We start from the raw sequence: 19,808 nt of genomic DNA, 5'->3' as shown, positions 1-19,808 counted from the left end.
GTCGGTTGACAATTCGAAATCCTTGGAAAAAAGGGTGCCGGCTTCTAACCCAGCAAGGTCAACATTGCCGTGCGTGAGGACGGCGCAGACGGGCCGCCGAAGGGCACGGACCGGAGCCCGGAACGGGCTCGGCTATCGTCGCCGGACGCCGCCTGCGGATGGGGCTCGGCGGGCCGCAACAGAGCGGATCCGAAGCCCAATTAACAGACCCGGATTCTAGCCGATTTAGGGCTCAGACACAACGCCCCCGAGCCGCGAACAGTGGGCGGCAAGCCGTTGCCAGGACTGGACTTGCGGCGACCGTCGCCGAGCCCATTCAGGCGTTCGAACCCGAACCCGTCGAGGACGCCCCCGAAGCGACCGCGGCTCCCTCGCTGACGCGCGCCGCGGCAAAGCCCAACGGGTCCTCCTTCCCCCGACAGTACTCCAAGACCGGGGCGTAATCCCCCGCTCGCCCGGCCAGTTCCAACAGCAGCGGTGTCAGGCGAGCGGCGGGAACCTCCTCCGGAACCAACTCGATCGCCATCCGCAACGCTTCTTCGGAGCGACCGATACGGTCCAGCAGATCCACGTAGATCTCGATCGGCTCGGTGCCCTGTTCGGCCACATCCACCGCCCGTGCTTTGCGCTGGAAGATCGTCAGCGAACTGTCCACGCTCTTGCCCAACAGGATGCCAAAGAAACTGGCATGAGCCGGATAGAAATCGACGAACGGTTCTTCGCCAGGATACTGCAACTGGTGATTCAGCCGACGCCCGTACTGCGTCAGCTCCCAGGCCTTCTGCAGTTGTTCGGGCTGGTCCAACACGCGGGCAAAACGCACGGTGCTGGCCAGGTGGCTGGTGTCCAGATGATAAGCGCCGCCCTCGAACAGGTGATCGCGGTCCTGAATCATCTCCAGCAAGCTATCCCCGTCGCCGGCCGGGGCTTCGCGACGGGCGATGTCGCCCCGAACCGCTTCACACAGTTCGCCGTAGACGTGGTCCAGCAGGATCCCCGCAGCTTGGCGACGCGCGGTTTTGGGAAGACCGCCGATGATCTGGTCCAGCGTCGTGATGCTGTTACAGGTTCCTTGGCGATCCAAGATAATGCGAAAACCGCGGGCCACATCCACGCCCTCGTGCAACAACACTTCGACGATCTCGTCGGCGTTGTCGTCGTCGATGTCCAGCGCCCCGATCAGCCGAGCCGCTTTCTCGGTGTTGCCCGTGGGCCGCAGATACATCCATCCTTCTCGGACGCGGCCATCCTGCAGCAGCATCGTGCCCACTTCGTCGCAAGCGGCCACCAGGCCCTGCTCCAGTTGGCGGTCGACATCTTCGGCGCTCAGCGTTTCGGTTTCGGGCTGGAGGATGGGCAGCCCCAAGCGATGCCGCATCTGCATCTTCAAGGCTTCGAACAATTCCATGGGTTTGCGCTGGCGCCGGAAGTGCTCGACCAAGGCCTCGAGCATCGCGGCCGGGCCGTTTTGCTGCTGGTCCAGTTGCGCAAAGATGTCTTCGGATGGGCTTGTCATCAGGACTCGGTAGGTTGATTGGGGCGGCACGGCCGAGGCGGGCGACCGAACCGCGGCGGGGGGCGGGCGGCGCTTTGCCGCACCGCCACAGCGTCTGAACCTACATAGGGTACAAGACCACGCGTCGGCTAGAAACCGCCGCCGGGCGCAAACGGATCGTCTTGTCCATCGGCCGGCGCAAACGGATCGGCCGCATCGTCGGCCGGCGCGAAGGGATCGACCGCATCGTCGGCCGGTGCGAACGGATCCATGCCACCGCCCGCCGGAGCGAACGGATCCGGTGCGTCTCCGCCGGCCTCGAAGGGATCCTGGTCCGGCCGCTGCGCAGGCTGCTCCTCGGGAGTGTCCGTGGCTGCTGCGGGCGGTTCCGCGGTCACCTTCAGCAACGGCAGCGGCGAATCCACCGGTCGCAAACACTGCAACATGCCGCCGTTACCCACCAGGTACAGACGATCGGTCAAACGATTCACCACATAGCGCTCGACGTCCACCCCGGCGATGTCCGCGATCCGGCCGCCGCTCTGCGCGTCCAGGATGGCCAGCCGATTGGAACTGGTGCGAGCGTAGATGCGGTCCGAAGAGGATCCCAGGACGGCATCGATCCCCGTCGCTGGACTCTTCCACATCGCCGCACCGGTGGCGACTTCCAAACAATACAAATTCTTGTAAACCGTCGGCACGAACAGCTGCTTGTCCGAAACGAAGGTGCCGGCGTACACCGGTTCGCCCAAGCTGTGTCGCCACAGCACGGTGCCGGAGCGGGTGGCGCGAATCCCATACACGTGACCGTTCTCGGAGCCAAAGAAGAATCGCTCTCCCTCGCCGGCGGACAGTGGCGAGGAAACGACACCGTCGGTGTTGAAACGAAAGATCACCGAGGGCGTGCCTTCGGCTTCCATGACGTACACGAATCCGGCATCGGTCGGCCAAGCGGCGCGAGCCGTTCCGGGGGCCTGGGTTGGCGTGGCCGTGGCCCGCCCGGCAACCATCTCCATAAAGGGATACTCATTGGAGTCATACAGCGGGAATCCCTCGACGCCGCCGCGGACCGTTGGCATCAAGGCATAGTCGCCGGCGATCAACGTCCCCAGCGTGGGCGTCCCCGTGGTCCGAGTTTCGCGGACCACTTTGCCGGTTTCGGTGGAAATCTGATAAAGGGTCGAGCCGTTGACGTAGCAGAGGTATTGGTCGCTGACGCCCAGGCCAATGCTCAGCTGCGTCGGGTCGCCTTGGCGTGTCAACCAGTACAGTTCGCCGGTCTCGGCGTCACGGGCTTCGATCGTGCCGTCGCTGCCCAGGGTATAAAGCCGAATCTGCGGCACCTGGTTCTCACTGATCGTCGCTTCGATACCGCGTCGCTTCCAGCGAAACACTTGCAACTTGGCTCGGCGACGGGCCTCCTGCAGACCGATCGGCGTGCCAAAGCGATCGCGTTGCTCGACATCGATGCGGTCCAAGACTTCCGTTTCGCCGTCCTTCTCGTGACGCACTTCGACGAACCGACGCATCCGCGAGGTGTCGACGTGCAGCTTTATATCGACGGCTGAACGCGACCCCCCGACCAAACTTAATTGCCTCCGCCAGCTCTCGGTCATGCCCAGCCGATCGGCATCGGCGGGTGAGAGCAGACCGTCGGCGCGAACGGTGGAAACGGGCGCGAGCCCAGCGGCCCAGCACAGCAGCAAGCCGGCGGCCAGTCGAGAAGAAAAGCGAAGGAGACGAATCATCGTGATCCTCAGAGAAGACGAAGTGCAGATTCAGCCCCCATCTTACACCAAAGGTTTGCAAGAGCGAAAAAACCGCGGGGAAATGACTGAAAAGCCCCCGCACGATCGGGGATGGGACCCGCCGAGCCCGCCCACTTGTCACAGTCGGAAGATCCGTTCCCTTCCGTACCCAAAACCCAGCGGAGACGCTCGCGAAGGCTCCGCCGATACGGAGGTTTCCGCGGTCGACCGACTGGCCCGGCGGGGTGGCGGAGGATAGCATGGCGGGCCTATGGCTGTGTCCACCGGCTTCGCCGCATCGAGGTTTCGGGCACCGCCGCGAGTCCTTTTCAGAAAGCAACGAAACCGTGTCGCAGTCAGCCGTATCCCAACCAGCTTACCAAACCGCCCAGCGTTTGACCGAAAATATCCAGCGGGTGGTGTTGGGAAAACCCGAAGTGGTGCGTTCTTTGGTGGTGGCCTTGTTGGCTGCCGAACACGTCCTGCTGGAAGACGTGCCCGGGGTGGGCAAGACCTTGGCCGCCAAAGCGCTGGCCCGCAGCATCGAAGGAAAATTCACTCGCCTGCAGTTCACGCCCGACCTGCTGCCCACCGACATCACCGGCAGCATGATCTACCGCACCGACACGCGGCAGTTTGAATTTGCGCCCGGTCCGGTGTTCGCCAACGTCTTACTGGCCGACGAAATTAATCGGGCTCCACCGCGAACCCAAAGCGCCCTGCTGGAAGCGATGAGCGAGGGGCAGGTGTCGGTCGATGGGACTACCTACACCCTGCCGCGTCCGTTTATCGTGGTCGCCACGCAGAACCCGTACGAGTTTGAAGGCACGTATTCACTGCCGGAAAGCCAGATGGACCGCTTTGCAATGCGGACCAGCATCGGTTATCCGGTGCGCGAAATCGAACGCGACGTGCTGCGAACGCACCGCATGGGCGAGCCGGTGGACAACCTGGAGAGCGTCGTCAGTCTGGAAGAGATCGGCCAGGCTCAGGAAGTTGTTCGCACGGTGCGGTTCGACGAGAAACTGGTCGAGTACCTGTTGGATGTGGTCGACGGGACACGGTCGACCGAGTTTTTTCGGGCCGGGGTCAGCACCCGTGGCGCGCTCAGCTTCTATCGTAGCTGTCAGGCTCGGGCCGTCGTGGACGGTCGCGACCACGTGATTCCCGACGATGTGAAACAGCTGGCCGTGCCCGCGCTGTCGCATCGCGTGATCCCGGCTGGAATCTTTCAGGGCGCCAGCCGCGAGGGCGTCGAAGAAAAGATGGATCAATTGGTCCAGTCGATCCCCGTGCCGATGTAAGCGGGGCCGATGGAAGCGGGGCCGATGGGATCAGCGTGCCGATGGCGAGGCGTCCTGATCGGGCGTGGCGGGTTCGGCGCCCGGATCCTGCTGGGCCGCCAGAGCCCGCTGGCCGGCCTGCAGGGTTTCGATGATTTTGTCGACGTCGTACACGCATCCGCCCCAGGTGCCGCCGCCCACCTGCTGTAGCGCCGCCCACAGCCGCGTATCGTCCGGCAGCGCCGGGTCGGGTTGCAGATCGGGGTGCGTCGGTCGCCGGTTCAGTGCTTCCGCCGCTTCGTCGGCAGTTAAGGTTTCTTCGGCCGATCCCAACCAGTCCACTCGGCCGCTCAGGCCCACGGTATCGATTTCAATCTCGATCGTGTCGCCTTCGCGCACCTTGCCCAGCGGTCCGCCGGCCAAGGCTTCCGGACCGACGTGCCCGATGCACGCGCCCGTGCTGACACCCGAGAAACGCGCGTCGGTCACCAGGGCGACGTGTTTGCCGTGTGGCAGGTATTTCAGGGCGGAGGTGATCTGATAGGTTTCTTCCATGCCAGTGCCCAGCGGGCCGCGGCCGATCAGGACGATGATTTCGCCGGCGGCGATCGGCCGGGCGTGTTGGCCTTTGACTGCAGCGATCGCTTCGCGTTCGCTGAGGAACACCCTTGCCGGGCCGCGTTTGCGGTACACGCCATCGTCGTCCACGACCGAAGGATCGATCGACGTGGCCTTGATGACGGAGCCTTCCGGGCAGAGGTTGCCGTGGGGAAAACACACCGTACTGGTCAGGCCGCGCTGTTTGGCGATGGCCGGCGGAAGGATCACGTCATCGGGATCGACGCCGTCCTGGCGTTGCAATACCTCGCGGAAATACTGTCGCCGCGGGCTGTCCTGCCAACGGTCCAGCAACTCGTCCCAAGTCATGCCCGAGACCGTGCGAGCGTCCGCTTTCAGCAGCCCGGCGGCGCGCAGATGCCAGGCGACTTCCGGGACGCCGCCGGCCAGGTACAAGCGGATCGTGGGATGGCCCACCGGGCCGTTGGGCAGCACGTCGACAAACCGTCGCACCTGAGCATTGATCGCGGCAAAGTCCGCGGCGGTCGGCCGCGGCAGACCGGCCGCGGCGGCTACGGCTGGAATGTGCAACAGCAGGTTGGTCGACCCGCCGACTGCGGCGTGAACCAACATCGCGTTGGTCAGCGAGTCGGGCGTGAGAATGGAGTTCAGCCCCAGGCCTTCACGATGCAATCGCTGTAGCGCTCGGGCGCTGTGCCGAGCGAGATCCAGCCACAGCGGTTGACCACTGGGGGCCAGAGCGGCATGGGGGACGGTCAGGCCCAGGGCTTCGGCGACCACTTGGGCGGTGGCGGCGGTGCCCAGAAACTGACAGCCGCCGCCGGGCGAGCCGCACGCACGGCAGCCTTCCAGGGCCGCTTCCTCAAGGGTCATCTCGCCCTGGCTGTAGCGAGCTCCGATCGTTTGCACCTTGCCGGCGTCCTCGCCGACGGTCGGCGGCAAGGTGACGCCCCCGGGCATCAGCACCGACGGCAGGTGGCCGCTGCCGCACAGGGCCAACATCATCGCCGGCAGACCCTTGTCGCAGGTGGCGATGCCCATCACGCCCTTGGCCTGGGGCAGCGAACGGATCAGCCGCCGCATCACGATGGCCGCGTCGTTGCGGTACGGTAGGCTGTCGAACATGCCGCGGGTGCCCTGGGTGCGACCGTCGCACGGGTCGCTGACGTAGGCGGCGAAGGGCACTCCGCCGGCACCGCTGATCACTTCCGCCGCGGCCCGTGTCAACAGACCCACTTCCCAGTGACCGGTGTGATAGCCCAGAGCCACCGGCGTGCCGTCGTCGGCTCGCATCCCGCCCTGCGTGCTGAGCAGCAGGTACTGCTCGCCCAAGGCACGGCGCGGGTCCCAGCCCATGCCGGCGTTCTGCGTCAATCCGAACAGATCGCCGCTGCTCCAGTGCCGCAACATCTGGTCGGTCAGCGGCAGCCGGCCCTGCGGACCGGCGGCCCGCGTCTGCACCGCTCGCACGTCGGCCGGCGGATCAAACAGTTGGTCAAGCGAGGCGTGGGGCTGGTCAGTCATCAAGCGGCTCGGGCAGGTTGGGCGCGGGGAACGACGGAGTCATGCAGGTAATCCAGAACACGGCGCAGTAACGGGTCGACCCGCGGGTCGTCCGGATCCAGCGACGAAGCGGCGTCATCGCTGTCGTCGGCGGCTGCTGCGCCACCGTCGTCGGCGGCGGCATCATCCTGGGGATCGTCGCTCCGGGATTCATCTTCGGGGGAATGTTCGGGAAGATCCTGCGAACGGTCGGGAAGCTCGACCGGGGGTTCGGCGGCGGCGTCCGGAGCGTCTTCGGGGCCCCTGGATAGCCAAGTGATTTCGCGATCCTCCCAGACGGGAAACGTCGCCCGCCGCCAGCGTCGCCGCACCGCTTGACGCTGTTGGTCATCCAGACGGACGCGCAGCGAAGGGTCGGGCCGAACCCCCCAGACGTCTTCCTCGCTGGCGTCGGAGGTGCGATGGATGTTCTGGCCACTGGGCCGATAGTAGCGGGCGGTAGTCAATTTAAACGCGCTGCGGCCGTATTCCATGATCAAGACGTTTTGCACGGTGCCTTTGCCGTAGGACCGTGTGCCGGCGATGGTTGCGCGGCCGTGGTCCTGCAGACACGCCGCCACGATCTCGCTGGCGCTAGCGGAGTTTTGATCGATCAGCACGACCATCGGCTTCTCGGGGTCCACCAACGTGCCCGGTGTGGCCAGCTCCGAAGTGGCTTTCTTGCTGGCGTCGCGGCCGCGCGTCGAGACGATCTCGCCGGATTCAATAAACATGTCGCAGATCTCGACCGCGGCGTTCAGCAGGCCGCCGGAGTTTTCCCGCAGGTCCAGGATCAGGGCATCGAAATCGTTGTCCAGGGAATTCAAGACCCGCCGCATCTCCGAGACCGTCTTCTCGCCGAAACTGGTGCAGCGAATCATCGCGATCCGCGGATGGTTGCGGACGCGGTACACCCAGTCGCTGTTTTCGTCGCGATAGTCGCCCAGCACCGAATCCAGGGGGATCTGTTCACGCGTCACGCTCAACGTTACCCGTTCGTCTTCGTCGCGGCGGACGTCGATCTCGACACGGCTGCCGATCGGCCCGCCCAGCCGCTCACTGACCTCCGCCAGCGACAGCCCCGATGCGTCCTCGCCGTCGATTCCTACGATGCGGTCGCCCGGCAGGACACCCGCGCGATAGGCGGGCGATCCGACCAGCGGCGTGATGACCCGCACCGGTTCGTCCGTCTCGGGTTGTTCTACCAACACGCCGATCCCGGCGAACTCCTGCGCCAGACTCTGTTCGAACTCTTCGAATTTGTCGGGCGGAATAAATTGACTGTGCTCGTCCAGCTGGGTTTGCAGACCGCGCAGCGCCGCTTCGACCAAGGTGCGATGTTCGACCGGATCCACGTAGTGTTTTTCGATCTTGTCGATCGCATCGCCCACGACCAGCGCGCTGTGGGTCCGCCGGGCGGTCACATGACACAGGATGGAGACGACGGCAACGACCATCAGGATGTGATAATTTCGTAAAGGCATTGAGTCGGTCCTGGCGTGCCGCGTTCCCCTGTTCGGCCGTGACGCGTAGGATTGATGGCGAACCAAAAGTAAAAGCTGTAAAGAGCCGCTCGGAGGGACCGAGTCGGCCGGGCACGATTGTCTCTAGATGAGGAAAGCGTCGGATGGGTAGCGAGGAAGGTAAACGTATTCTAATGATCGTCGGCGACTTCGTGGAGGACTACGAAGCGATGGTGCCGCTGCAGATCCTGCAGTGTGCCGGGCACACGGTCGCAACGGTCTGTCCGGAGAAGTCCGCCGGTGACTCGGTCGCCACCGCCATCCACGACTTCGAAGGCCAACAGACCTACAGCGAAAAACCCGGGCATCGCTTCGCCATCAATACCGATTTTGATGCGGTCGAAGAGGCCTCCTACGACGCCTTGGTCATCCCCGGCGGTCGGGCTCCGGAATACCTCCGCTTGAACCAACGGGTACTGGAAATCGTCCGGCACTTCTTCACGGCCGATAAACCGGTGGCGGCGATCTGTCATGGCGCCCAATTGTTGGCCGCCGCCGGCGTGCTGCGCGATCGACAGTGCAGCGCCTACCCGGCCTGTGCGCCGGAGGTTGCGGCGGCCGGTGGCACCTACGTCGAACCGGCCGAGACCATGGACTCCGCGCACACCGAGGGAAACCTGGTCAGTGCGCCGGCTTGGCCCGCCCATCCGGCCTGGATGCGACAGTTCCTGCGGCTGCTGTAAGAGACCATTGATTTAAGGCGAGAGTGATAAAGCGATAAACTGTGTCGAAAAACCATCCAGACGCTGAAGCGGCCATCGATCTACCGCAGCTTCACTTCGGCAAGCATTTTCAGATGCATCCGGTCGTGTTTCCTGCGGCCGCCGCGATCGTGGGGGTGTTGGTGCTGGTCTGCGCGGTGTTTGCCGGGCCGGAATTGTTGGCGGCGTTTACGGGCCTGCGAGACTGGATCGGCGACCGCTTTGGTTGGTTGTACGTGACGGCGATGTCGGGACTGTTGGCGTTCGCGCTGTGGTTGGCGACGGGACGTTTCGCTCGGGTGCGGCTGGGCCGCGATGACGAGCGGCCGGAGTTCAGCAATTTGTCGTGGTTCGCGATGTTGTTCAGCGCCGGCATGGGAATCGGATTGTTGTTCTTTAGCGTCGCCGAACCGATCTCCCATTTCCAATCGCCCCCGCCCGGCTTCGCCGACGGATTGCCTGAGGCACGGTTGTCGATGACCGCGACGATCTCTCACTGGGGGCTTCATCCCTGGGCGCTGTATGCGATCGTCGGACTTGCCCTGGCCTATTCGGGATTTCGGCTGAACATGCCGCTGAGTTTTCGTTCGCTGCTGCATCCGTTGCTGGGTGAACGCGTCTGGGGCCGGACCGGTGACGCCATCGATACGTTGGCCATCATCGCCACGTTGACCGGTGTCGCCACCTCGCTGGGTATCGGCGCCAAGCAGGTCAATGCGGGCCTGACATTTCTGTTTGGAATCGCCAACGGCACCGGCGTCCAACTGGCGTTGATCGTCGGGATCACCGCGGTCGCGACCATCTCGGTGGTTCTGGGGTTGGATGCCGGAATCCGGCGGTTGAGCGAACTGAATATCGGGCTTGCGGCCGGATTGATGTTGATGCTTGTCCTCGGCGGTGGTGTGGTCGCGTTCCTGGGGGCATCGGTAGAGAACCTGGGCGCCTACCTTCAGGTTCTGCCGTTCAGTTCCTTTCGCACCGGAGCGTTCAGTGCGGAGAGTCGCGCGTGGCTGAACGACTGGACGGTGTTCTACTGGGCTTGGTGGATCAGTTGGTCGCCCTTCGTCGGGATGTTTATCGCGCGGGTTTCACGAGGCCGAACGATTCGCGAATTTATTGCGGGCGTTGTGTTGGTTCCCACCACCGTCGCAATCCTATGGCTGACGGCCTTCGGCACCACGACGCTGCGGCAGCACACCGAGCACCACGAGCAACTGGCGGCCCAACGCGCCTCTGGCGACACGCCCGCCGGCGACTTGCCGCGGTACTGGGTCGGAACCCGCGACGCCGAGGGCGAATTGGTTCGGCGAGCCGACGGCTCGCTCGAGCGGCGTGAACAATCGCTGACGGCGGTGGAGTACCTGACGGCCCCCATTGTTTCCGCTGACGGCCAGCGCGCGACCGACACGCTTCCCACCGTGCTGTTCGTTTTGATCGCCACGACCTTTCAGTCGACGGCCATGGTCAACCTTGCCGCCGGGGTGGCGACGCTGTGCATCGTTTTGTTCTTTGTCACCTCGTCCGATTCCGCGTCGATGGTGATCGACATCATCGCGTCGGGAGGAAACCCTAATCCGCCGGTGGGGACACGCTTGTTTTGGGCTCTGACCGAAGGCGCCGTGGCCGCCGCGCTGCTGTTTGCCGGTGGACTACGGGCTCTGCAAGCTGCTTCGATTACCGCTGCCCTGCCCTTCGTGGTCATTCTGATTCTGACCTGCTGGGGGCTGGTCGTGGCCCTGCAAAAGAACGAGCGGCAACGGGTGTCAGATCGAGCCTAGTTGCGATGTGGGGGCCCACCCCCGCACGCCAAGCCGACAGCAAAAGCTTTTCGGATTTAATCTCTCCGATTGTGGCGGACAGGGGCAGTGACCATCCATTACCACGGTCATGCGTGAACCAGCCGTCGTTGTGTTGGTTCACGTTTGCGTCTTTCCCCCCAAAGTATGGAAAACACTGAATGCTTTTGAATGTTTGCTCGAAACGCTTTCTGTCCCGCTCGCTGGCCACGGCGTTTGCCGTCGTTTGCGGAGTCTCCCTGTCGTCGGTCGCTCAGGCGCAAATGCCTGTAGGCAGCGGCTGTACCAATTGCGGGGGAAGCAGTGCTCCGGCCACGACCTATAGCCAGCCGGCCACGACCTACACTTCGCCGGCCACGACCTACACTTCGCCGGCCACGACCTACAGCCAGCCGGCCAGCTACAGCAGTCGGCCGGCCGGTACGGTGGTTCGATACGCCCAGCCCTGTGGCAGCTCGACCGGCTGCGGTAGTGCGCGGCGATCCTACTCGTCGGCTCGTCCCACCGTGGGCCACTTCCGCCACGGCGGCAACCGCTGCGGAACCGCGTATAGGCAGGCACCTGTTTATTCGCAGGCGACCAGCTATTCACAGCCCGTTCAGACGGTCGGTGGCTGTGGCGCCGGCGGATGTTCCGGGGCGGTCCAGCCGGCTTCGGCAATCCGTCACTACCCGGCCGGCGGTACGTACCAGGTGGCTCGTCCGGTGATGCAAACCGGTGCGGGCTGCGGCAGCGGTAATTGCCGCTAAAATGGCGTGGTGAACGTCTTGCGTTGATCTCGCCTGCAGCAATTCGGTCGTCGATTCGGGACGTGAGCAAACTCTAAACTCATGTCCCGAAGCGGCCCAAGTGGCTGCGAGAATGATGGCGAGGCAATCATGACGCATTTCTTGTGCACGGCCTGTGGAACCTCGTATCCGCAGGCCGACGATCCGCCCGCGTGTTGCCCCATCTGTGAAGACGAGCGACAGTACGTTCCCGAGGGCGGCCAGAGCTGGACGACGCTGGACCAACTGGTTCGTCGGCACGCCAACCAGTGGCGCGTGCACGAGCCGGGTCTATGGGAGGTCCGCAGCGTGCCCAAAGTTGCGATCGGCCAGCGAGCTTTTTTGTTGCGGACACCCGCCGGCAATATCCTCTGGGACTGTATCGCTCTGTTGGACGAGGCGACCAAACAGATCGTCCATGCCTTGGGCGGCATCAAAGCGATCGCGATATCCCACCCGCATTACTACACCACGATGCAGGACTGGGCGGCGGAGTTCGATGCGGCGGTCTACCTGCACGCTCGTGATCGTCAGTGGGTGATGCGTCCCGACCGGCGATTGCAATTCTGGGACAGCGATCAGAAAAGCCTCGGCGAAGGTCTGACGTTGATCCGCCTGGGCGGGCATTTTCCCGGTGGCACCGTGTTGCACTGGGACTCCGGCGCCGAGGGCCAGGGCTTGCTACTAAGCGGGGATATTGTTCAAGTCGCTGCGGACCGCAACCAGGTGTCGTTCCTGTGGAGCTATCCGAATATGTTGCCGCTGGCCGCTGGCACGGTTCGGCGGATGGCCGCAACGCTTCAGCCTTGGACGTTTGAGCGGCTGTATGGGGCGTTCGCCGGCAAGACGATCCCGCAACATGCCAAACGCATCGTCATGCGCTCGGCAGCTCGCTACGGTGAATTGCTCGATGCCAACCAGGATTGATACCGTTTGTGCAGCTCGCGGATCTCCGCGGCGAACTCCGCAACCGGTCCTTCGACGACGGTGCCGGGAATCAGATCCTGGATCGGCAGCGCCGCGACCGGACCGGCGGGAACGCCCAGTTCGGATTGCCAGCTGCGCAGTTGTTGCGACGAGCTGCAGTAGACGATGCGGCCCAGTCCGACCCAGCCGTGGGCCGCGGCGCACATCGGGCAATGTTCCCCGGAGGTAAACACGGTCGCCGCGGCACGTTCATCCGCGGTCAGGTTGGTGGCGGCCCAGCGAGCGATTTCGAACTCTGGATGCCGGGTGGGATCGCCCGTATCGGCCGCGCGGTTGCGGTCTTCGAACAAGACGCGATCGTCGGAGGAAACGAGAACCGAACCGAAAGGTGGGTTACCCGCCTCGAAAGCCTCGCGGGCCAACTGGACGCAGCGGCGAAGATGCGTGGATGGTGAATTCGCATTCATGGGATACTGCCCTAGGAATCGGTTGTCCATTCACAGGCGCGAAGCCTATGCCGGTGGGTTACTCGGCGGGCGCCGGTTCCGGCGTTTCGATTTCCACCTCGACCGTCTCGGATTGTCGCTCCGGTGGGTCGGCTGTCGCCCGAGGCGGCTGACTTAATTCGTTCAGTTTTTCTTCCAGCTCCTGTTCGGCTTCGGCGACCATCTGTTCGGCTTCACGCTCGGCGGATTGGACTTCCTGTTCGGCTTCGCGCCGCGCGTCGGCCACGATCTCCACCGCTTCCTCTTCGGATTCAGCGATCAACTCGGACGCCTGCTCGCGGGCCTCTTCGAGGTTTTCCTGCGCCTGTTCGGCTTCTTCACGCAGGGTCGTCGGTTCGTTGTTGCAGCCGGTCAATAACAGCAGGGCGGTTGCCGTAGTAACGATGAATCGCATTGGATGGCCCTCGTTGGGGCTCGAACGTGTCGAGCGTGATTAATGTTGGTGGAAGGCTTCGGAGACGAAGTGCAGGACATCCGGCAGGGCGCTTCGCCAGTAACTCCAGCGATGGCCGCCGTCGCGGACGCGGTACTCGTGATCGATGCCTCGCTTTCGGAATTCAATATGCACCAGAGCATTGCCCTCGTACAGGAAGTCGTCGTCGCCACAGTCGATATACCAGCGGACGCTTGCCAGATCATCTTTGGGCAAACTGCGTGCCAGCTCGACCGCGCTATGCCGCTTAAAATAGGATTCCATCTGCTCGTCGCTCGGCTGCGGCCGTGGATCCGCTTGCGGTTTGTCTTCGTCGGCTTTGGCGTCTGCGTCAGCTTTCTTATCGGTTTCGCTGCGCTGTCGCTCGAAACGACGCCGAGCGTCCTCGAGGGTCAGCGGCCCGGTGTAGGCGCTCAGCGGGCAGGCCGAGGAGAACATGTCGGGCCGGTGCATCGCGTACATAAAGGATCCCCCGCCGCCCATCGACAGGCCGCCGATCGCTCGGTACCGCTTGTCGGTCCGCACCCGGTAGTTCTTCTCGATGTGCGGAATCAGTTCCTCGAAAAAGAAGTCCTCGTAGTCCCAGTCGCCGCGGATGTCGTTGAAGTAACCGCGTCGACCGGTGTTGGCATCCGGCATAACGATCACCATCGGCGTGGCCTTGCCGGCCGCGATCTGGCGGTCGGCGATATGCTGGACTTCGCCGAACTGGACCCAGCCCGTGTGGTCGTCGCCGGCACCGTGCAGCAGGTACAGCACGGGGTAGCTGCGCGTGGAGGTGTGGTAGCCGGGCGGCAAGTAGATCGCGTACTTGCGATCCTGGTCCAGAATCTCGCTGGACAGCGAGCCGCTCTCGTCGACGACGCTGGTCGCGACAGGCGTTTGGGCATATCCGGTCAGGGTTGCAAGGCCGCAGTGAAGGGCGAAGCAAAGAAGGGGCAACGAACGGTACATAGTCGGTGGCTCTACGCAGAAGAGATTGATCGCAACAAAGCCTCCAGTGTAAACGCAACCACGACCGTTTGGGGCGCTCGGCTACAGTCGTTTCGCGGGACCCAGTCGTGTCGCCGGACGCGGCACGGCCAGCTCGACAGGCACGATACCGAAAGTGTGCACCTGTATCGCCCTTCGGGCTGGCTATTCCTTTTAGGCAAGTCCCGGGGACTCACCGGCCTGTCGAATTATTGCGCCGTTTAGGCGATAGCCTCGGTTGCGTCACCGCAGAACCGGGGCTATCGCCCAAACGGCTCACATCAGCAATGCGTTCTCAATCAAGTGGACAGGCCGGTCAACCGCTGGTCTGCCTACGCCCAGACAAATGAATGCCCCGGAGGGGCGATGTGCTATTGTTCACAGGCTGGAAGCCTATGCCACTGGTTTCATAGGCTGGAAGCCTATGCCACTGGTTTCACAGGCTGGAAGCCTATGCCACTGTTCACAGGCTGGAAGCCTATGCCACTGGTTACTGGCTGGATGCCTGGACTACGGTTTGTTCGGGTTCCAGGGCGACGTCGGTTTCTGTTTGCTCCACGACGCGGCGAGCGGCTCCGATGCCGATCAACCAAAACAAAGCCGGGTGGACGAAGAAGTCCAGCAGGGTCGAGCTGACCAGGCCGCCCAGAATGACCGTCGCTACCGGATACAGAATCTCCTTGCCCGGTTCGCCGGCGGCCAGCACCAGCGGGACCAGCCCAATTCCCGACGTCAGAGCGGTCATTAAAACCGGCGCCAAACGCTCCAGGCCGGCTCGCACGATCATCCCCTTGTCAAAACCTTCGCCCTCATGCCGTACCAGATGCAGGTAGTGGTTCAGCAACAAGATGCCGTTTCGCGAAGCGATCCCCGCCAGCGAAATAAATCCGACCATGGCCGCGACGGTTAGGGTCTGGCCGGTGATGACCAGGGCGATCACCGAACCGATGAAGGCCATCGGCAGAGCCATCATGACCTGCAGGGAAAGGTTGACCGAACGGAACATGGTGAATAGGACCAGAAACACGCCGATCAGGGAGAGCACGAACAGCAACCCGATCACTCGTGTGGCCGACTGCTGGCTTTCGAACTGGCCGCTGTACTCGACGTGGTAGCCGGGCGGCAGGGACTCGACCACGGGCCGGACCTCGCGCTGGATGTCCTGGACGACATCGACCACTCCGCGGTCGGTCACGTTACACTGCAGCACGATCCGCCGCTGGACATTCTCGCGATTCACCGTGTTGGGGCCGCCCGATTCATAGATCTTTGCGACCGCTTCCAGCGGCACTTTGCCGCCGTCTTCCAGGTCGATGGTCAGCCGTCTTAACGCTTGCAGGTTCTCGCGGTAGTCTTCGTCCAGCCGGATCAGCAGGTCGAAGGTGCGTTGGCCGATCAAGACCTCCGACACCACTTGGCCGTTCATCGCAGTTTCGATGAACGTGTTGACCTCGGCCGGCGTCAGGCCGTACTGCAGCAGTTGATCGCGATCCAGTTCGATCCGCAGTTGCGGAATGATCACCTGCGGTTCGACCAATAGGTCCGTCACTCCGGGAACCGTCGCCATGGCCGCCTTCATCGCTTCGGCCTTGCGACGCAAGACATCAAGATCGTCGCCGTAGATCTTGATTCCGATCTGGGCTTTGACGCCCGAGAGCATGTGAGAGATCAGATGGGCGATCGGCTGTTCGACGGCGGTCACGATCCCCGGGATGTCGGCCATCGCCTCGCGGATCTCTTCCAGTTGTTCCTCGCGCGACCGCGGCGATTCCGGATCCAGCTCCAGAATCAACTCGCTCATGTTCACCCCCTCGGCATGTTCGTCCAACTCCGCGCGGCCGGTCCGCCGAACGAACTTGACGATGTCGTCGATCTGCATCAGGCGTTGCTCGACCCGCTGGCCGATCTCGTTAGAGGTGCTCAGCGAGGTGCCCGGCGGCAGCACCACGTTCAGCTGTACCGATCCTTCGTTAAACGGCGGCAAGAAGTCGCGTTCCAAACGGGAGACAAACAACGCGGCCAGCGCCACCAACAGCGCGGTGACGGTGAGATTCAAACGGGGAAACGTAAGGCTGAATCGGATCACGTGATTGCCAACCCACTTGATCATCCGCAGGACGAAGCCATCGCGCGAGTGCTTTTCGGAGGAAGACTGTTTTCCCAGCAGCCAGTAGGACAAGACCGGCGTAACAGTCAACGAAACCAACAGCGACGAAAGGATCGAAACGATGTAGGCAACACCCAGCGGGACGAATAGACGGCCTTCCATCCCCGACAGAGCAAACAGCGGGATGAAGACCAGGATCACGATCATCGTGCCGAAGACGATCGAGTTACGGACTTCGACGCTGGCTTGAAAGACCACCAACAACGGTGGTTTGGGATTTTCCCGGCGGCGGTTCTCCTTCAGGCGGCGAAAGATATTCTCGACATCCACGATGGCATCATCGACCAGTTCGCCAATTGCGACGGCCAACCCGCCCAGGGTCATCGTGTTGATCGATAGTCCGAAGAACGCGAATACGATGGCCGTCATCAACAGCGACAGCGGGATCGCGGTCAGGGTGATGAACGTGGTACGCAGGTTCATCAAGAACAGAAACAGGATGATGACCACCAGAATGGCACCGTCGCGAAGCGCTTCGGCGACGTTCTCGACGGCTCGGTCGATGAACGACTTCTGCATGTACAGCGGCTCGATCCGCAGATCGTCCGGCAGCGAACGGCGAAGATCTTCGATGGCGGCGAGCACGTCATCGGTTACCTGCCGGGTGTCGGCGCCGGGTTGCTTGTTGATCGTCAGCACGACGGCCGGTCCGCCGGAGAACTCGCCGGAGTCCGTCCGTACAAAAGCCGCGCTATCGCCCCGTTTGACCTGCGGGCCAGCGACCACGCGGGCGATCTGGGCCAGAACGATGGGACGTCCATCTCGCATCGTGACGACTACTTTCTGCAAGTCCTCGATCGATTGCACTCGCCCCAATGCCCGGACCAGCAATTCGTTGGGTCCTTGTTCGTCCAAGTATCCTCCGGTCGCGTTTTCATTGCTGTTCTGCACCGCGCGCTTGACCTCGGGCAGGGTCACGCCAAACCGCAGCATCGCGTCGGGATCCACCAACACCTGAAACTGCTTGCGGCCGCCGCCCATGGTGAAGACCTGCGACACGCCGGAGATGGTCAGCAGCCGCTGCCGCACGACCCAGTCGCCGATCGTACGCAGTTCCAACGTGTCGGTCCGGCCATCCTCGCTCCACATCCCCAACATCAGGATTTGGCCCATGATCGAAGAGATCGGCGCCAGCGTCGGCTTGATGCCCTCGGGCAGGCGATCCTGGACCAACTGCAGCCGTTCGTTGACGATTTGCCGGTCGTTGTAGATGTTCGTGCCCCAGGCGAATTCGACGTAGATCACCGACATGCCCACGCCGGAGGAACTGCGGACGGCTTCTACGCCGTTGGCTCCATTCATCGCCGTTTCGATCGGAAACGTGATCAGGGTCTCGACCTCCTCGGGAGCCAGTCCCGGGGCTTCGGTCATGATCACCACACGGGGCCGGTTCAGATCCGGAAATACGTCGATCTGGGCGGTCGTGGCCGTCCAGGTTCCGTAACCGACCAGAAACAGCGCGACGGCAATCACCAGCAGCCGCTGCCGAAGAGCAAAACGAATGATCGAATTCAACATGGTGTCAGCGGATCCGTGCGGAGACGACGAAGCGGTTGGAGACGAAACGAGAGCGTGGCAGGAACGAGGGTCAGTGGTTGTGTCCGGCGTGCGGGTCGACGCCCCCACCAGCTTTGTTCTTCAGCGCCATCTGCATCTGATGAGCTCCTCGCAGGGCGATGACGTCACCGACCCTCAGCAAACCCTCGCTGGCGATCACCGCCGAGTACTGGTCGCGGTACTCGACGTGTACCGGAACACGGTCAAAGTGATCGCCGTTCCGCTGGAACACAAACGACTCGGCACCTTCCCGAGCGAGCGCTTCGACCGGCACGACGATCTTGTCGGGCCACTGTTCCACCGGCACACGTAATTGCAAACGTTGCCCCGGCAGGTAGTTCCATTCGATGTATCGCACCCCGGCCACCCGACGATCCTTGCGGATTTCGTTAGGCAGATGTACATAGAAGGACAGGGTTCGCGAATCGGGATCGACGTTGTTTGCCAGATACGCGATCTGCAATCCCGAGACAACTTCGGTCTGGCCGCCGGGTCTCGAGAAGATTGCGTCCACCGTCCACTGCTGTTCCGAGGCTCGCCGCAGCTCGCTGACATCCTGCTCGAAAGCCATGCCTTCGATAAACAGCGCGTCGTAGTCGCTCAGGATGCACAGGGTTTCTCCGGCACTGACGGATTGCCCCTTGTGAACGTTCAACGCCTGCATGATCATCGGCCCGGTATGGGGGGCATTGGCGTCGACCGGGGGCGCGGGCGACTCGGATGCGTCGGGATCTTGGAAGCGACCGGTCAGCTGCATTTCGTCCTCGGGGTGACCGTCCGGCGAGGGGGCGAAAATCTGCAACTCGCGGAGCAAGCGTCGTTCGCTGGCGATCTTTTCGACCTGGGCTTCGGACAATCCGTGCAGTCGCAGTGCTTCACGCTGGGCCTGCAACAACGCGCTCAGTTTGTCTCGAGCGTATTGCCGATCCAGCAGCAGTTTTCCGGCCACCGCACCGCTCTGGGTGACACCTCGAAGTCGCTCGATCTCACGCTCCTCGACGTCCAGCTCGCCCAAAGTCCTAACGAACTCCGTCTGAGCGTTGACCAAGTCTTCGTGGGTCAAGCGAATTTGAAACAGCAGCGACCCGGGCTCGACCGCTTCGCCCTGAACGGCATGCACGTGGGTGACCACGCCGGTCATCGGCGTCGCGACCTGCACCCGAGTTCGTCCGGGACGTTCGACGACGACGGCCGGTACGGTGATCGAGCGACGAAACGTGGACAGGCGGACCGGTTGGATCGTCTCCTTCGAAAGACCAATGTTGCGCATCGCCTGGGCCGACAGATCCAGCGATGTTTCTTCGTTATGCCCTTCGTGATCGTGGCCATCGTGATCGTGGCCATCGTGATCGTGGCCATCGTGATCGTGGCCATCGTGATCATGGTCGTCGTGGTCGTGGCCGTCGTGGTCGTGGCCGTCGTGATCGTGGCGGTCGTGCGCGTCGTCTTCGTCGACCGGGGCCGATGGAACGCCGCGGAAAGCATTCACGGTGCGGTCGACCAAGGCGGTCGCCGCCGGATACCAACGACCCCGGGACGCGACCGCGACGACCAGGACGATTACCAGCCCGGCGATCCAGATCCATTTCACGGTTTTATCGAATGCGGGAACTCTCATGACCATCACCAATCGCAGGAGAATAGGGTTTCCGTTTCAGCCAAGACCGCGCGGACCGGTTCGGACGCGGCAACGCGGGCCATACGGGATGCACAAGAAACTGCAGATCGTCCGCCGAAGCGCAGCCGCGACCGTACAGTTATTATGAAGGATCGAGGGCGTTTAGAGACGCCAGATCTGAAAGCGGGAACGTA

Annotated in this window: 14 protein-coding genes; 5 read left to right on the top strand and 9 right to left on the bottom strand. The window is 62.9% G+C overall.

Annotation, left to right across the window (positions count from 1 at the left end; translation table 11 throughout):
• Positions 1 to 316 precede the first annotated feature (316 nt).
• Together GE027_RS06210 and GE027_RS06205 are read right to left on the bottom strand one after the other, a co-directional pair.
• Positions 317 to 1,516, bottom strand: a complete 1,200-nt coding sequence (locus GE027_RS06210) for a hypothetical protein (RefSeq protein ID WP_153556320.1) — start codon at positions 1,514 to 1,516, stop codon at positions 317 to 319.
• Positions 1,517 to 1,644: 128 nt separating this feature from the next.
• A complete protein-coding gene (locus tag GE027_RS06205; protein ID WP_153556319.1) occupies positions 1,645 to 3,243 on the bottom strand; it encodes an outer membrane protein assembly factor BamB family protein in 1,599 nt (532 codons plus the stop codon).
• Between the two features lie 407 nt (positions 3,244 to 3,650).
• Between GE027_RS06205 and GE027_RS06200 the strand changes: the two genes are divergently transcribed.
• A complete protein-coding gene (locus tag GE027_RS06200; protein WP_153556359.1) occupies positions 3,651 to 4,547 on the top strand; it encodes an AAA family ATPase in 897 nt (298 codons plus the stop codon).
• Between the two features lie 30 nt (positions 4,548 to 4,577).
• Here the strand turns inward: GE027_RS06200 and GE027_RS06195 are convergent, their stop codons facing one another.
• Together GE027_RS06195 and GE027_RS06190 are read right to left on the bottom strand one after the other, a co-directional pair.
• On the bottom strand, positions 4,578 to 6,629 hold the full coding sequence (locus GE027_RS06195; protein WP_153556318.1) for a YjhG/YagF family D-xylonate dehydratase: 2,052 nt from the start codon (positions 6,627 to 6,629) through the stop codon (positions 4,578 to 4,580).
• Positions 6,629 to 8,131, bottom strand: a complete 1,503-nt coding sequence (locus GE027_RS06190; RefSeq protein WP_153556317.1) for a S41 family peptidase — start codon at positions 8,129 to 8,131, stop codon at positions 6,629 to 6,631. Before GE027_RS06190 ends, GE027_RS06195 begins: the two co-directional genes overlap by 1 nt.
• A 143-nt stretch (positions 8,132 to 8,274) precedes the next feature.
• Here GE027_RS06190 and GE027_RS06185 point away from each other — a divergent pair, with 143 nt between their 5' ends.
• The 4 genes from GE027_RS06185 (at position 8,275) to GE027_RS06170 (ending at position 12,361) form a co-directional block, all read left to right on the top strand.
• Positions 8,275 to 8,853, top strand: a complete 579-nt coding sequence (locus GE027_RS06185) for a DJ-1/PfpI family protein (protein ID WP_153556316.1) — start codon at positions 8,275 to 8,277, stop codon at positions 8,851 to 8,853.
• A gap of 41 nt (positions 8,854 to 8,894) precedes the next feature.
• Positions 8,895 to 10,649 (top strand): BCCT family transporter, encoded by a 1,755-nt coding sequence (locus tag GE027_RS06180; protein ID WP_153556315.1) that lies wholly within the window; start codon positions 8,895 to 8,897, stop codon positions 10,647 to 10,649.
• A 185-nt stretch (positions 10,650 to 10,834) separates the two neighbouring features.
• Positions 10,835 to 11,416: a hypothetical protein gene (locus tag GE027_RS06175; protein WP_153556314.1), complete on the top strand. Its 582-nt coding sequence runs from the start codon at positions 10,835 to 10,837 to the stop codon at positions 11,414 to 11,416.
• A 129-nt stretch (positions 11,417 to 11,545) separates the two neighbouring features.
• Entirely contained in the window at positions 11,546 to 12,361 is an 816-nt protein-coding gene (locus tag GE027_RS06170) for an MBL fold metallo-hydrolase (protein WP_153556313.1), read from the top strand.
• On the opposite strand, the gene GE027_RS06165 is transcribed toward GE027_RS06170, so the two are convergent.
• The 5 genes from GE027_RS06165 to GE027_RS06145 all read right to left on the bottom strand — a co-directional run bounded on the left by GE027_RS06165 (position 12,328) and on the right by GE027_RS06145 (position 19,614).
• Positions 12,328 to 12,828 (bottom strand): nucleoside deaminase, encoded by a 501-nt coding sequence (locus GE027_RS06165; protein ID WP_153556312.1) that lies wholly within the window; start codon positions 12,826 to 12,828, stop codon positions 12,328 to 12,330. The two genes, GE027_RS06170 and GE027_RS06165, sit on opposite strands and share 34 nt — an antisense overlap.
• Positions 12,829 to 12,886: 58 nt before the next feature.
• A complete protein-coding gene (locus GE027_RS06160) occupies positions 12,887 to 13,261 on the bottom strand; it encodes an ATP synthase F0 subunit B (RefSeq protein WP_153556311.1) in 375 nt (124 codons plus the stop codon).
• A gap of 39 nt (positions 13,262 to 13,300) precedes the next feature.
• Positions 13,301 to 14,254: an alpha/beta hydrolase gene (locus GE027_RS06155; RefSeq protein ID WP_153556310.1), complete on the bottom strand. Its 954-nt coding sequence runs from the start codon at positions 14,252 to 14,254 to the stop codon at positions 13,301 to 13,303.
• Between the two features lie 508 nt (positions 14,255 to 14,762).
• On the bottom strand, positions 14,763 to 17,957 hold the full coding sequence (locus GE027_RS06150; RefSeq protein ID WP_153556309.1) for an efflux RND transporter permease subunit: 3,195 nt from the start codon (positions 17,955 to 17,957) through the stop codon (positions 14,763 to 14,765).
• 70 nt (positions 17,958 to 18,027) lie between these two features.
• The gene (locus GE027_RS06145) at positions 18,028 to 19,614 is read right to left on the bottom strand and encodes an efflux RND transporter periplasmic adaptor subunit (protein ID WP_237607327.1); all 1,587 of its coding nucleotides are present in this window, start codon (positions 19,612 to 19,614) and stop codon (positions 18,028 to 18,030) included.
• Positions 19,615 to 19,808: the final 194 nt, after the last annotated feature.

Origin of the sequence: Roseimaritima sediminicola (assembly GCF_009618275.1) — a bacterium.
GTDB classification, from domain to species: domain Bacteria; phylum Planctomycetota; class Planctomycetia; order Pirellulales; family Pirellulaceae; genus Roseimaritima; species Roseimaritima sediminicola.
This window is presented reverse-complemented; position numbering and strand designations above follow the sequence as displayed.

Coding starts and splice junctions, on each gene's coding strand:
- GE027_RS06160 (WP_153556311.1), bottom strand. CDS start 13,261: ATGCGATTCATCGTTACTACGGCAACCGCCCTGCTGTTATTGACCGGC.
- GE027_RS06155 (WP_153556310.1), bottom strand. CDS start 14,254: ATGTACCGTTCGTTGCCCCTTCTTTGCTTCGCCCTTCACTGCGGCCTT.
- GE027_RS06205 (WP_153556319.1), bottom strand. CDS start 3,243: ATGATTCGTCTCCTTCGCTTTTCTTCTCGACTGGCCGCCGGCTTGCTG.
- GE027_RS06210 (WP_153556320.1), bottom strand. CDS start 1,516: ATGACAAGCCCATCCGAAGACATCTTTGCGCAACTGGACCAGCAGCAA.
- GE027_RS06145 (WP_237607327.1), bottom strand. CDS start 19,614: ATGAGAGTTCCCGCATTCGATAAAACCGTGAAATGGATCTGGATCGCC.
- GE027_RS06190 (WP_153556317.1), bottom strand. CDS start 8,131: ATGCCTTTACGAAATTATCACATCCTGATGGTCGTTGCCGTCGTCTCC.
- GE027_RS06165 (WP_153556312.1), bottom strand. CDS start 12,828: ATGAATGCGAATTCACCATCCACGCATCTTCGCCGCTGCGTCCAGTTG.
- GE027_RS06170 (WP_153556313.1), top strand. CDS start 11,546: ATGACGCATTTCTTGTGCACGGCCTGTGGAACCTCGTATCCGCAGGCC.
- GE027_RS06185 (WP_153556316.1), top strand. CDS start 8,275: ATGGGTAGCGAGGAAGGTAAACGTATTCTAATGATCGTCGGCGACTTC.
- GE027_RS06150 (WP_153556309.1), bottom strand. CDS start 17,957: ATGTTGAATTCGATCATTCGTTTTGCTCTTCGGCAGCGGCTGCTGGTG.
- GE027_RS06195 (WP_153556318.1), bottom strand. CDS start 6,629: ATGACTGACCAGCCCCACGCCTCGCTTGACCAACTGTTTGATCCGCCG.